13 protein-coding genes are annotated in these 13,598 nt (G+C 61.8%); 5 read left to right on the top strand and 8 right to left on the bottom strand.

The genetic code is table 11. The annotated features are described in order from the left end of the window. Window positions 1–71 precede the first annotated feature (71 nt). Window positions 72–617: a fimbrial protein gene (locus tag K4A76_RS03290; RefSeq protein ID WP_064314581.1), complete on the bottom strand. Its 546-nt coding sequence runs from the start codon at window positions 615–617 to the stop codon at window positions 72–74. 141 nt (window positions 618–758) lie between these two features. Here K4A76_RS03290 and K4A76_RS03285 point away from each other — a divergent pair, with 141 nt between their 5' ends. Further along, the gene (locus tag K4A76_RS03285; protein ID WP_274411534.1) at window positions 759–1,715 is read left to right on the top strand and encodes an arsenic resistance protein; all 957 of its coding nucleotides are present in this window, start codon (window positions 759–761) and stop codon (window positions 1,713–1,715) included. 6 nt (window positions 1,716–1,721) lie between these two features. Here the strand turns inward: K4A76_RS03285 and betT are convergent, their stop codons facing one another. Beyond that, a complete protein-coding gene (gene betT, locus K4A76_RS03280) occupies window positions 1,722–3,695 on the bottom strand; it encodes a choline BCCT transporter BetT (protein ID WP_274411533.1) in 1,974 nt (657 codons plus the stop codon). A 164-nt stretch (window positions 3,696–3,859) separates the two neighbouring features. Then, complete coding sequence (locus K4A76_RS03275) at window positions 3,860–4,744, bottom strand: homocysteine S-methyltransferase family protein (protein WP_274412259.1); 885 nt, start codon at window positions 4,742–4,744, stop codon at window positions 3,860–3,862. A 118-nt stretch (window positions 4,745–4,862) separates the two neighbouring features. Here K4A76_RS03275 and K4A76_RS03270 point away from each other — a divergent pair, with 118 nt between their 5' ends. Continuing rightward, window positions 4,863–5,684 (top strand): ABC transporter substrate-binding protein, encoded by an 822-nt coding sequence (locus K4A76_RS03270; protein WP_009686082.1) that lies wholly within the window; start codon window positions 4,863–4,865, stop codon window positions 5,682–5,684. After that, entirely contained in the window at window positions 5,681–6,502 is an 822-nt protein-coding gene (locus K4A76_RS03265; protein ID WP_029884901.1) for an amino acid ABC transporter permease, read from the top strand. The genes K4A76_RS03270 and K4A76_RS03265 overlap by 4 nt, the downstream gene beginning before the upstream one ends. Before the next feature lie 76 nt (window positions 6,503–6,578). On the opposite strand, the gene K4A76_RS03260 is transcribed toward K4A76_RS03265, so the two are convergent. Further along, a complete protein-coding gene (locus K4A76_RS03260) occupies window positions 6,579–6,758 on the bottom strand; it encodes a CsbD family protein (protein WP_274411532.1) in 180 nt (59 codons plus the stop codon). A gap of 73 nt (window positions 6,759–6,831) precedes the next feature. Continuing rightward, a complete protein-coding gene (locus K4A76_RS03255) occupies window positions 6,832–7,818 on the bottom strand; it encodes a hypothetical protein (protein ID WP_009686079.1) in 987 nt (328 codons plus the stop codon). Between the two features lie 204 nt (window positions 7,819–8,022). Between K4A76_RS03255 and K4A76_RS03250 the strand changes: the two genes are divergently transcribed. After that, window positions 8,023–9,498, top strand: coding sequence for a PAS domain S-box protein (locus K4A76_RS03250; RefSeq protein WP_009686078.1), 1,476 nt, complete (start codon window positions 8,023–8,025; stop codon window positions 9,496–9,498). Between the two features lie 238 nt (window positions 9,499–9,736). Continuing rightward, the gene (locus K4A76_RS03245; protein ID WP_274411531.1) at window positions 9,737–11,122 is read left to right on the top strand and encodes a GntP family permease; all 1,386 of its coding nucleotides are present in this window, start codon (window positions 9,737–9,739) and stop codon (window positions 11,120–11,122) included. 47 nt (window positions 11,123–11,169) lie between these two features. Here K4A76_RS03245 and K4A76_RS03240 read toward each other — a convergent pair whose 3' ends face one another. From K4A76_RS03240 to K4A76_RS03230, 3 genes are all read right to left on the bottom strand, one after another. Continuing rightward, window positions 11,170–11,868 carry a hypothetical protein gene (locus K4A76_RS03240; RefSeq protein WP_274411530.1) on the bottom strand — a complete coding sequence of 233 codons (699 nt, stop codon included), beginning with the start codon at window positions 11,866–11,868 and terminating at the stop codon, window positions 11,170–11,172. A 350-nt stretch (window positions 11,869–12,218) separates the two neighbouring features. Further along, complete coding sequence (locus tag K4A76_RS03235) at window positions 12,219–12,674, bottom strand: GFA family protein (protein ID WP_274411528.1); 456 nt, start codon at window positions 12,672–12,674, stop codon at window positions 12,219–12,221. 305 nt (window positions 12,675–12,979) lie between these two features. Further along, on the bottom strand, window positions 12,980–13,207 hold the full coding sequence (locus K4A76_RS03230; RefSeq protein WP_054903892.1) for a hypothetical protein: 228 nt from the start codon (window positions 13,205–13,207) through the stop codon (window positions 12,980–12,982). Window positions 13,208–13,598 lie beyond the last annotated feature (391 nt).

Below are 13,598 nucleotides of genomic sequence, written 5' to 3'. Positions count from 1 at the left end.
CATTTACCTCGAAGGCCTGCCGCCATGAGTACTGTCCAATGGCGGCAGTCAGAAAGCTTGGCGTGCACGCATCACTCGTAACGCAGGGTGTAAGTGACGGCGCCCAGGACAGGGCCTGCGGTGACGGTGGCTGCCTCGGAGACATAACGCACGGCATAGTCATGGCTTGTAGACGTCTGGCCGGCGCTCAGGACGATTTGCCCCGCGCTGACTGCCGCCCCACCTGCCAGGTTTACCGGGCTGCCGCCGGGTGCATCGAGCAACTGCAACGCAACGCCTGTGGCGCCGTTGGTGGCCGTGTTGGTCAGGTTGCCCAGCGTTGTAGGGTTGGTAGCTTGAAACAGCGTCGTGAATTGCTCGTTGGCGTCGGCTGGCGCAGCGCAACCGGTCAGGCGCAGCGTGAATTTGGTTTCCCCGGTGTTCTTGCCGGAGCCGCCGATCAGCGCACTGGCTGGCACACTTTGCATGACGACGGTTGGCTCGGTGTTGCCATCGACGACAGCCGAGCAAGTCTGGTCAGTGACCTCCCCGCTGAACGTAATGGTATTGGCCGCGCTGGCCAGGCCAGGGGCAGTCATGGTTGCAGCTACGGCGATAGCGATGGCACGAATGTTCATTACGACGTCCTGTGGTTGTTGTGTAGGCTGCACATAGAATGCAGCGACGGCGCTGGCGGATAACTCAGACGAGTCTTAAAACAACCACTGGCTGCAGTGCCCGGCACCGCATGGCCCGCACTTTTTTCAGCAGGTAATTTCTTGACCAGAGACCAACTCGAAACCCGGCAAACGCTGATCTATTTCGCCACCGTGCTGGCGGCCTGCGCTTTCGGCCTTTTCACCAGTGGGGGGGCTTCAGTGCTGGAAGTGCTGATCACACCCGCCATCGCCATGCTGATGTACGCCATGTTCTTGCAGATACCCTTTCTGGACCTGCGCGCGAGCTTGGCCAATCGACGGTTCATGGTTGCCTTGCTGCTGGCCAATTTCGTGCTGGTGCCCTTGCTGGTGTGGGCCCTGACCCGCGGGCTGACGGGCCAGCCGGCATTGTTGGCAGGCGCCTTGCTGGTACTGCTGGCACCCTGCATCGACTACGTGGTGGTGTTTACACACATGGGCAAAGGCGATGCGCGGCTCATGCTGGCCGCCACGCCCGTGCTGTTGCTGCTGCAACTGCTGCTGTTGCCGTTTTACCTGGCGCTCATGCTCAACGATGGCCAGCCGTTGAACCTGGTGATAGGGCCTTTCGTACAGGCGTTCGTAGCGATGATCGTCGTGCCGTTGGCCTTGGCCGTGTGGACCAGTGCCCTGGTCGGCAAGTGGCGTGGGGTGAGCCGGTGGAACGATGCCTGGGCCTGGATGCCTGTACCGGCGATGGCGCTGGTGCTGTTCGTGGTGATCGCTTCACAGATCCGGGTCGTGTTGCACGACCTGCCGCAACTGTTGCCCGTAGTGCCGGTTTACCTGGGCTTTGCGCTGGTGGCACCGGCCATCGGCTGGGCAACAGCGAGGCTGCTGGGCTTGCCGGCACAACAGAAGCGCGCCGTGATGTTCAGTGCGGCGACGCGCAATTCGCTGGTGGTACTGCCGTTGGCGCTTGCCTTGCCAGAGCAGTGGCGCACGCTGGCGGCAGCGGCGGTGATTACCCAGACACTGATAGAACTGATCTGCGAGCTGGTCTACGTGCGGGCGATTCCAGCGATCGCCCGCACGTAAACGGCATCAGCTGACCACGTGCAGGTAATGCAGGTGGCGCTCGTACTGGTCGAGGATGTCGCCGATCACATCCTCGCGGCTCCAGCCCATGACATCGTAGTCCTGCCCGCCTTCGCGCAGATACACCTCTGCCCGGAAGTATTTGCGCGCATCGCTGTTGTCATCGGCGTCGCGCATGACGAAGCTCGGCGTATTGAATGCCCGGGGGCGAACCTCGTACTTGAAGCGCCCTTCACCGGCATGGGAAAGCTCGAGCGTGATGCGGCCGTCGTCACGCTCGTCCACGGTCACCTCATAGCCTTGTTTGCGCAGTTCCTGGGCCACTTCTTCGCATGCGGGCTTGACCACGTCGGCGATGAAGCGGGTGACGTGCGCCCTGCGCGGCATCATGGCGATGTTGCGCAAACGGCGCTGCCAGCCGCCGTGGTTCTGACGGCCCTGCCGCTGACCTGGCAATGCCTGGGTGCGCAGCCCACGCCGTGTGGCGTCGAGCCCCAGGGCCTTGAACAACCCCCAGATGGAGAACAGCAGGATGATCGCGAACGGCAACGCGCTGGCAATAGTGGCCGCCTGCAGTGCTTTGAGGCCGTTGGCCAGCAGCAGGGCAATGGCCACCGCGCCCATGCTGACCGACCAGAACACGCGCTGCCAGAGCGGTGAATGGCCCCTGCCGGAGGACGCCAGCATATCCACGACAAGCGCACCCGAGTCGGCCGAGGTAACGAAGAACACGACCACCATCAGCACTGCCAGCATCGAGATGGCCGTAGACCAGGGGAAGTGTTCGAGGAACGCGAACAAAGCCAGCGAGCTGTCCTGATCCACCACCGTGGCCAGGTCCTTGATACCGCCGTGCAGGATCATGTGGATGGCCGAATCGCCAAATACGGTCATCCACAGTAACGTGAAGCCGGCCGGGACGAACAGCACGCCACACACGAACTCGCGAATGGTGCGGCCACGGGAAATGCGCGCAATGAACAGCCCCACGAACGGCGACCAGGACAACCACCAGCCCCAGTAGAGCAAGGTCCAGCCGCCAATCCAGTCGGTGGGTTCGTAGGCAAACAGGTTGAACGTCTTGTTGACGATATCGGACAGGTAGGCCCCTGTGTTCTGCACATAGGCCTGCAGCAGGAATACCGTAGGGCCTACCGCCAGCACGAAAAGCATCAGGATCACAGCGAGGCCCAGGTTGAGCTCCGACAGGATACGGATGCCCTTGTCCAGGCCGCTGGCCACCGACAGCGTGGCCAGTGCACAGGTAACCGCAATCAGAATGACCTGCACCGAGGTGCTGATCGGAAGGCCGAACAACTGGTTCAGCCCGCTGTTGATCTGCAGCACGCCGTAGCCCAGCGAGGTGGCGACGCCAAATACCGTGCCCAGGATGGCGAAGATGTCCACTGCATGGCCGATAGGGCCGTAGATACGCTCGCCGATCAAGGGGTACAGCGCCGAGCGCAGGGTAAGCGGCAGCCCGTTGCGGAAACTGAAGTAGGCCAGGATCAACGCCACGATGGCGTAGATCGCCCAGGCATGCAGGCCCCAGTGGAAGAAGGTGATGTTCATGGCTTCGCGGGCGGCGGCTACGGTATTGGGGTCACCCACCGGCGGGTTGATGAAGTGCATCACCGGTTCGGCTACACCGAAGAACATCAAGCCGATGCCCATACCGGCAGAGAACAGCATGGCGAACCAGCTTTTGTTGGGGTAGTCGGGCTCGCTATGGTCCGGGCCCAGCTTGATGTCGCCATAGCGGCTTACGGCCAGGAAAACGACGCTGATCAGCACCAGTGCGACGGTGAGGATGTAGAACCAGGCTGCATTGGTGACGATCCACTGCTGAACATGCTCGAACACGCTTTGGGCATGCGCCTGGAACACTGTGGCGTACAACACCAGTAACAGCACCAGTACTGCACTGGTGAAAAAGACAGGTGGGTTGATGGTGCTCCTGCGTTTCTGGTTTTCAGGCATAGGCGTTACTCCTTCGGGCGTTCAGCGCTGCGCTCCATCATTGGGCAGTCCGAACACGACTGCCCGTGGCGCATGATGCATGGAAGATGCTGAAACCTTACCGTCAGTTCCAGCAATTCCAAAACTTAGCCGCTTCGCTTGCCGTACAGAAGGCTTTGAACCTGTCAGCCGAGGTGACGCTTTAGCTCGGCAATGTGCTCGGGGCCAATGCCGCAGCAGCCGCCCACCATGCTGGCGCCGCGTTCACGCCAGTCCTTGGCCCAGGCGAGGTAGCCCGGTGGGTCCAGGTCTTCTCGCAGCTCGTCCAGCCCGTCGTTGGCGGTAGCCTCTTTGGGCTGCGGGGGGAAGGCGTTGGCGTAGGCACCGATGGCCACCTCTGCGCCTTGCTGGCCGATAACGGCACGGGCGACGTCAATGGCCGCGCCGATTACTTCCGGCTGGCTGCAGTTGAACAGCACCGCTGCGGCGCCCAGCCCGACTACCGCTTGCACGGCATCAGCCACCGGCTCACCGGAACGCAGGCGCGGCACCGTATCCACGTCCTCGTCCTGCAAAGTGAACGACACCCAGAACGGGCGGCCGTCTTTGGGCAGTTGCGCGTGGATGGCACGTACTTCGGCGATGGCGCTCTGGGTTTCGGCCAGCCACAGGTCAACGTGTGGCGCCAGGCCGGCGAGCAGCGGCTTCAATACTTCTTCGACCCGCTCAGGCTGGAACAGGTCAGGGCGATAAGAGCCGAACAGCGGTGGCAGCGAACCCGCTACCTTGACCGGGTGTGCAGCGTTATCGGCGGCATGACGCGCCAGCTGGCCGGCGGTATTGGCCAGCTGCTGGCCTTCTGTAGCAAAACGTTGCTCGCCAATGTGGAACGGCACGACCGCATAGCTGTTGCTGGTAATGACCTGGGCACCCGCGGCAATGAACGCCGCATGCACGCCTACCACGGCCTCGGGCGCCTCGGTCAGCGCCAGCGCCGACCATTCGGGCTGGCGAAACGGTGCGCCGCTGCGCTGCAGTTCACGGCCCATGCCCCCGTCGAGAATAACCATCGCGCGCTGTGTCATATAACTACTCTGAAGGTGCTTATGAATAAAATTCATTATGAGAGAAAGGTTTATAACTATTAAATACACTTTCTCTTTTTTGGCAAACTTTTCAGGTATGTACATGCGCTTTTCTACTGTGCTCGGCGCGGGCCTCGTGTTGCTCGCCACTGCGTCCCAGGCCCTGGCGGGTACCACGCTGGAGCGGGTTGAATCGCGCAAGGAAATGGTCAACGTGTTGATGGAGAGCTACCCGCCGTTCTCCTTCCTCAATGATCAGAACCAACTCGACGGCTTCGACGTGGATGTGGCCAAGGCTGTGGCCGACAAGCTTGGCGTGAAGCTGCGCCTGGAAACCCCGTCGTGGGACGTGATCGCCGCCGGCCGCTGGAGCGGCCGCTACGACATCTGCATCTGCTCGATGACGCCCAGCAAGGCGCGCGCCGAAGTGTTCGACTTCCCGGTGGAGTACTACGCATCGCCGGCGGTGATCGTGGTCAATGCCAAGGATGAGCGCATTCATGGGGCCAAGGACCTGGATGGGCGCAAGGTAGGCTTGACCAGCGCCTCCAGCTACGAGAGCTACCTGAACAAGAACCTGGTGATCGAAGGCAAGGAAGACCAGAAGATCGACTACCCCTTCGACTTTGTGCAGATTGCGCCTTACGACACTGACAACGTCGCCTTCCAGGACCTGGGCCTGGGCGCCGGCGTGCGTCTGGATGCCATTCTTACCAACCTGGTGACCGCGCAGCCGCGCCTGACCCAGGATAAGCGCTTCAAGCTGGCCGGCGCCCCACTGTATGAAGAGCCCAACTCGGTGGCCATCGAGAAAGGCGACCCTGAATGGGATGCCAAGGTGCGCCAGGTGTTTGCCGAACTGAAAGCCGATGGCACGCTGGCCAAGCTGTCGCAGAAATGGATTGGCGCCGATATCAGCAAATGAGCACCTTCCCTTCTTCCCCCAAGCCCGCGGCCAAAGCCACGGGCGCCAGCCTGTTCGGCTTTCGCACCCGGCTGCTGCTGACCTGGCTGGCGCTGTTCGGTCTGTTCGTGGCGTTCTTCCTCAGCTTCGACCTGAAGTTCGCGATCATTGTGGAGAAGTTCCCCAACCTCGCCGGCTTCAAACTGGGCCCTAACGGCTTTTTGCAAGGCGCAGCGCTGACCCTGTTCCTGTGCCTGTGCTCGATGGTGGTCTCGGTGCTGCTGGGCTTTGCCGCAGCCCTGGCGCGCTTGTCCGGCAGTGCGGTGCTGGTCGGTATCGCCAGTTTCTACACGTCGTTCTTCCGCGGTACGCCGCTGCTTATCCAGATTCTGCTGATTTACCTGGGCCTGCCACAGGTCGGCCTGGTGCCCGGCGCAATCAGCGCAGGCATCATTGCGTTGTCGCTGAACTACGGCGCGTACCTCAGTGAAATCTTCCGCGCCGGCATTCTCGGCGTGGCGCGCGGCCAGCGCGAAGCGGCGCTGGCGCTGGGCATGCGCCCGCCGCAGACGTTCTGCTACATCGTGCTGCCCCAGGCCATGCGGGTGATCATTCCGCCCACGGCCAACCAGTTCATCTCGATGCTCAAGGATTCATCGCTGATTTCGGTGATGGGGGTGTGGGAAGTGATGTTCCTGGCCCAGTCGTACGGGCGCTCCAGCTACCGTTACCTGGAAATGCTGACTACCGCGGCAATCATCTACTGGGTACTCTCGATTCTGCTGGAGCTGGTGCAAGCGCGCCTGGAACGGCACTTCGGCAAGGCGTACCAGCGCTGAGCAGTGCCTGGGCGCAGCGGGCACATGCAAGAACGGTCGCCCGAGGGCGACCGCTGGTGGGTGGGGCGACAGTCGGCTAGTCCTTGCTGACGGCGTCCTTCACATCGCCCACCACTTGTTGGGCTTCACCCTTTTTCTCCTGCACCTTGCCCTTTACCTCCAGCTCGGTATTGCCAGTCACTTTACCGACGGCTTGCTTGACCTTGCCAACCACTTCGTTGGCCATGCCTTTGACTTTGTCAGACGTGCTGCTCATGGTTTTTCTCCTTCAACGACATCCGTACATGTGGGTTGGGGTTACAGTGAAACGGGCAGACCTGGGCGGGTGATCACACATTCACGACCCGGGTCTTGCGTGACGACAGGGCGAAGCGGCCTGCCACAACGCTCAAGGCAGCGCCAAGCAGCAGGGTTACCAGCGTGCCCCAGGCGGCTTTGGACACATTGCTGGCCGCTACCTGGGCAGCTTCACGCGCCTGTTGCTCTGCCTGGTCTTTCAGCACTTGCACCTGCTCGGCGGCTTGCTGATAGGCACGGGCATAGTTATCCACGATCTGCTGGGCCTCCTGCTGGCTCTTGCCTGTGCGCGCCGCCACGATGTTGACCAGGGCCTGCTTGTCTGCCGCGCTCAGCGCAGGCTCACCGGCCTTGCGTACCCGGTCGAACCATTGCTTGAGCTGGTCAACGGCCTGGGTCGGGTCCTCGGCGGCAATACGGCCCGCCGACTCACCCTGCGCCTGCGCCTGATCGGCCTGCTGCTCCAGGTTCGACGGGTTCAGTTCGGCCTTGCCGGACTGCTGCAGGGTCTTGTTCAGCTCCGCTTCCAGGCTGTCCCAGTCGAGCGAAATGCCCTGCTTACCCAGGCGCTCTTTGATGCCTTGGCCGACTGCCGGTGCGGCGGCAGCCACACCATCCGCGGCAAGCGACAGGCCTTTACCGGCGATATTGCCGGCAGTGCCGACCACGCCCCCGGCCAGCGAAGCCAGCAGCCAGGTCGCCAGCAATGTGGTCACCGTCCAGCTCAACAGGCCATGCAGACCACCGCGGCCCGGCGCCGTGCGGCCGGCAACCCAGGCACCGGCGGCGACCGAAACCAGGGTGCTGACGAACAACCACACCCCCGCACCGGTGCCAAAGCCACGCAGCGGGTTGCCATCGGCCATCGCGTCAACGGCCCCGGCCCCGATGGCGGTGCCCAGCACACTGAGTACCAGGTAGGTAGCCAAGGCAATGGCCCCCCCGGCGAAAACTGCACTCCACGACACCCGCAGCGGGCTCACGGCATTTGCCGGGGTGCTTACATAGGCTTCAGTCATCTATGCATCCTCGTCAATGGGAACTGGCTGCACCGGCCACGGGTGCCTGATGCAACGTCATGGCCAGTTTGCAGGTCCCATACAAGGGTGTATTGATGCATCTGCCCCACCCGCACTAGTGCATTGGCACCAATCTGCCGGTGCCTGCTGCGTTTATGCTCAACGCCAGTCACCACACCAGCCATTACCGACCGGGGGACGCCCATGAGCGACGCCGTGCTTGCCCGTGAAACCAACCGCCGCCAGCTGCAGCAGATAATTGCCGGGCTTTCGGATGGCGTGATGCTGCTGGAAGTGGACCAGACGATCATCTGGGCCAACGAAGCCGCCCTGCGCATGCACGGGGTCGACAGCCTGGAACAGCTGGGCGGGGACGCCGAGGGTTATCGCCAGCGCTTTGCCCTGCGCTACCGCAACAACCATCCACTGGAAGCCGACCAGTACCCCATTGCCCGCGTGGCGGCGGGGCAGGTGTTCAGCGATGTCGTGGTCGAGGTTTCGCCGGTTGGCGATGAGGAGGCGCGCAGCCGGGTACACCGGGTGCGCAGCATGGTGCTGGAAGACAGCAAGGGCGAGGCCGAATCGTTGGTGCTGATACTGGCCGACGCTACCGAGTGGGCCAGCGCAGAGCAGCGCTTTGAAAAAACCTTCAACGCCAACCCTGCCCCCGCCGTTATCTGCCGCCTCAGCGACTTGCGGTTCATCAAGGTGAACCAGGGCTTTCTGGAAATGACCGGGCATGTGCGGGAAAACGTCATTGGCCGCTCGGTGTATGAAGTGGACGTGCTGGAAAACGCCGAGCGCAAGGAGTTGGCGATCGAGCGCCTGATAGAAGGCGCGACCATCCCGCAGATGCAGGCCGAGCTGCGCTTGCCAGAAGGTGGCACCAAGCTGGTGATCGTGGCCGGGCAGCCGCTGGACATGCACGAAGAGGATTGCATGCTGTTTTCGTTCACCGACCTGGAGCCCCGGCGTAAGGCGGAGAACGCCCTGCGCCAGAGTGAAGAGCGCTTTGCCAAGGCGTTTCGCCTGAGCCCGGTGCCGACCTTGCTGTGCAGCGCCGACAAGCAGCAACTGATCGATGCCAACGAAGCGTTCCTCGACAGCCTGGGCTACACCGCCCAGGAGCTGATCGGGAAAACCGTGGCCGAAATCGACTTCTTTGCCGACCGCGGGGTGGCAGCGCAGGTGTTCGATGCGCTGGAAAAGAGCGGGCGTATCGAGGCGCTGGATGTGAAACTGCGCAAGAAAGGTGACGACCCGCTCGACTGCATGCTGCAAGCCGACACCGTGAGCCTGCTGGACACCCCGTGCTACCTGCTGGTGCTGATGGACATCACCGAGCGCAAGCGCTCGGAGCTGGAACTGGTCGAGGCGATCGAGACCGTCATGCAGGATGCATCGTGGTTCAGCCAGACCTTGATCGAGAAGCTGGCCAATGCCAAACGTATCAACACCGGCCGGTTGCCCGATGCCTCGTTCACCGACCTTACCCGCCGCGAGCGGGATGTGCTGGCGCTTATCTGCGAAGGGCTGGCCGACAAGGAGATTGCGGCGCGCCTGAACCTGGCGCTGAACACGGTGCGCAACCACGTGGCAACGGTTTATTCCAAACTCGATGTGCACAGCCGCAGTGAAGCGATCGTGTGGGCGCGGGAACGGCGTTTGTTCAGCACCTGATGGGTTGTTCACGGCTGGGCTTGGCGCCGCGGCTGCCAGGGCCCACCCTTGACAGTATCCCGGTTGACCGCAAATACTCTGGGCAGATTCATATAGATGACCAAATAACAAGGTGAATCGTTCCATGACCGCACTCCCCGTCCCGATGCCTTTGCATGCTGGCCAGCCCGCACATTTGATTGCCCTGCCTGCACCTTCTGTTTGCCGCTGACGCGCCTGCCCAACCGAGACTCCTTGCATGACTCCCTTAGATATTCAGCTGTTGCTGACCGCCCTGGTCAGTGTTCTGGTGCTGGTGGCGCTGATCGTGTCGCGCCTGAAGATGCACCCGCTTCTGGCGTTGCTGGTGGTGTCCATTGGCGTGGGCTTCGCGACCCATATGCAACCCGGCAGTATCGTTTCGCACCTGCTCACCGGTGCCGGCAAGACACTGGGTGCGGTCGGGGTGGTGATTGCCCTTGGCGCCATGCTGGGCAAGATCCTGGCGGATGCTGGCGTTACCGAACAGGTCGCCGATGTCATCCTCAAACGCACCCCCGACCGCCTGATCCCCTGGGCGATGATGCTGGTGGCCTTCGTCATCGGCATCCCGATGTTCTTCGAGGTGGGCCTCGTGATCATGCTGCCGTTGATTTTCAGCGTGGCACGCAAGCTGGAGGCCAAGGCGCGCTTCAAGGGCTCTGCCTATGTGTACGTAGGTGTGCCAGTGATTTCCGCCTTGGCGGCCATGCATGGCATGGTCCCTCCGCACCCTGGCCCACTGACCGCCATTGCCGTGCTCAAGACCTCGGTCGGGCCGACCATGCTTTACGGCTTCCTTGCCGCGATCCCTGCCATGGTCCTGGGCGGCCCGTTGTACGGCATGTTCATTTCCCGGCGCATGAGCACCCGCCCCGATCAGGCACTGCTGGACCAGTTCACACTGGCTGAGCAGGCCGACGGCCAACCCCGCCCTGGTGTATTGATCGGCATGCTGGCCGCGCTGCTGCCGGCGATCCTGATGCTGGTGCACGCCGTTGCCGAAATGCTGCTGCCCAAGGGCAATGCGCTGCTGGAATTGGCCAGCTTCCTTGGCAACCCACTGATCGCCATGCTGCTGGGCGTGCTGTTCGCAGGCTTCAGCCTGATACTGGCGCGCGGTGGCAACGCCGAGCAGTTGCGCGATGCGCTGGGCAAAAGCCTGAAGCCGATTGCCTCGATCATCATGATCATTGCCGGCGGCGGCGCTTTCCAGGAGATGCTGACCAGCGCCAAGGTTGGCGATGCCATCGTGCACCTGACCCAGCAATCGGCATTCCCGCCGTTGATTCTGGGGTGGCTGATCGCCATGCTGCTGTCTGTGTCTACCGGCTCGGCCACAGTTGGCATCGTCGGCGCAGCCGGCCTGCTGGCCCCCTTGGCAGGTGCTGACCCCAGCCTGAACCTGCCCTTGCTTGCCCTGTCCATCGGCTGTGGCTCGCTGTTCTTCAACTACGCCAACCATGCCGGTTTCTGGATGGTGAAAGAGTCGTTTGGCATGACCATGGGGGAAGCGACCAAGACCATCTCGGTGGTGCAGTCGATTGTGGCGGTGGTGGGGTTGATCGTGGTGTTGGTGCTGAATGCGGCGGTTGCGGTGGGTTGAGCCGGATGAGCGGGTGAGCCAGTTATCCTGGCTCACATGCCCCGGCGTCAGTAGTCGCGCTCCCTCAGCTTTTCTGCCAAGGGCGGGTAGTAGACCTGGCCAATCTCATCCGCAGCCCACCACGCCCAGTGCAACAGGCAGAGCGTAATGCCCCCCAGCACCAGATAGCCCTCCCAGCCAATCAGCGCGGTGACCTGATGCATCAAGCCAGGCAACTGGTAATGCGCCCCGACATTGGCGTTGGCAATGGCCATCACTACCAGCCCGAATACCAGAACACCGGCCTGGTAGCGCTGCTGACGCCACACCTCCCGTTGCTGGCTCTTGCTGCGCCAGTAGTTGAACAGGAACTCATTGCCTTCACGAAGGCTGTGCTCTTTCAAGGCGCTATAGGTCACGTGATTGTGCAGCAGGGAGTAATCGCGCCGGCTCTGTAGCCAGTGCCAAGGGATGTAGGAACCAAGCATGACCGCGACCTGCGCAAGCACTGGAACGCACACCGACACGGCCAGGCAAAACACCACGACACTCACAAAGATCCGCCCGATATTCCCCCAGACCGTAGCCATGTCCCCCGAGAAATCCAGCAGAGTGGTCCCCAGGGCTGTCATGAAAGCCATATCCATGAACAGGCACACGTAGGTGAGTTTCAGGGCCCAACGCACCTCCCAGGCTTTCTCGAATACTGCCCCCGGCAGCCCGGCGATAGGGTTGGTTGTTTTCAGGCTGTCTCTGTTCTGATCCATGCAAAATCCTCGGCAGTTGGCATTGGCCAGTGAATGGTTACTGCAAAGTGCTGGCAGCGCGCCTTGCCTGATTACCATGCCCGAGAGCGGCGCAAGCGTTCCACTCAACTTGAGCCATTTGCTATTCCCTTGCGTCGCCACCTCACCCTGTAGGAGCGGCCTTGCGTCGCGATGGGCCGCAAAGCGGCCCCACTGCCAGCCTCGGACGCGCAGTTCATTACCCGCTATGGCGTCAGTCTGGTGCTGTTCGAGCTGGCCTGCACGGGCTGGGCTGTGGCGGTTTAAGACCTACACCTACCCCGTTGGCTAAAGCCAGATCCCGAAGACCCACGCGAACATGGGCGATGCCCTCAGCCCTGATCACACGCCGGGTTAGCTGTATACCGCACCCACCCCGCAACCTCCGCGCCACCCCCCACCCGATCCTTGGGATGAACACGCCCTTCACTGACCGCCACCTCTGCAAAATCGAACGGGCTCATCCCGTCGATACAAGCAACGTTCACCCCATACTGGTCCGGCGAGGAACGCCGCTGGTGAAAGGTGTAGATGCCGCACTTCGAGCAGAAGTAGTGCTTGGCTTCCCGGGTGTGGAACTGATAGAGCGTCAGCGCCTCTTCACCTTGGGTGACCGTGATATCGCCCAGATTAACCGACACCGCTACCGCCCCGCGCATACGGCACAGCGAGCAGTTGCACCTGCGTGCAGTACGCAGACCATCCGTCAACCGCAGTGAGAAACGCACGGTGCCGCAATGGCACGCTGCTTGGTAAGCAGGGCGTTTATCGTTGTTTTCATCCGTCATGGCGTTTCTCCCGTTCGAAAGGCAAACCTGGCGATTCAGGGAACAAGCCAGATGTATTGGAAATACCTAGTCATTGGAGCGTACTACGGATTCCATTTGTCGCCCTGCCCCACCACGCAAGCGGTATGGATCGAAAATCCATTGGCCACGACAGCAAGCGCAATGCAGGTGTTCATGCCTTCCTTGACCAGACTTGACGCTGTGGAAACGTCCGGATCAACGATGTGCACGCTACGGCACTCTCTCGCCGGGGCGCCCGAGGTCGTGAAAACGACCACGACGCCCTCCAGCAAGCCATGACTCTGCTAATCGGTCGAGGCGCGCCCGGCTTGCTCCATTACCTTGCCACACTGCTCGCTGGCCAACCGGCTGATGATCCGGATCGCCTGGTGGATGCCGGCCGTATTGCGAAAGCTCAGGCGCGGGTTGTGTTCGCATTCCAGCATTTCGTCGTGCTGGACCAAGGCTTCGCCTAGCAGTTCGAGGGTCCAGGCGTAGCTTTGGAGGGTGGAGAGGCGTTCTTGGTCAGACATGGCGCACCCCCTGGTGGAGGAAGCTAAGGCCTGCTGCATTGACAGTGATGTCGCTGAAAGCCTTCGAGAAACGACGGTGGGGAACGAATGCGGGGATTCTGAATAGATTTGAAGTGTGCATGCATGCTTTCCTTTTCGATTGAAGCACCGCCCTCACCGTCGCCAAACGGTTAGGGTGGCAGCTGTACGCAGGTTGGCGAACCGAGGAAAAGGAACTCGGCAGACCCGAAGGTCTCCCACGCACAGCCGCCATTACACGAAACTGCGGACGCAAAAAAAGCGCCTGCAATCGTGGTCGGGGGCGCCGATGCGCCTTTTCGTTCGGGTCGCCAAACCCGGCCGCGGAATTGGCCGCGACCGGGGGAAGGTATCGCTGCGGGGGCTTAAAAGC

The organism is Pseudomonas sp. NEEL19, assembly GCF_028751975.1.
GTDB lineage: Bacteria > Pseudomonadota > Gammaproteobacteria > Pseudomonadales > Pseudomonadaceae > Aquipseudomonas > Aquipseudomonas juntendi.
This window is presented reverse-complemented; position numbering and strand designations above follow the sequence as displayed.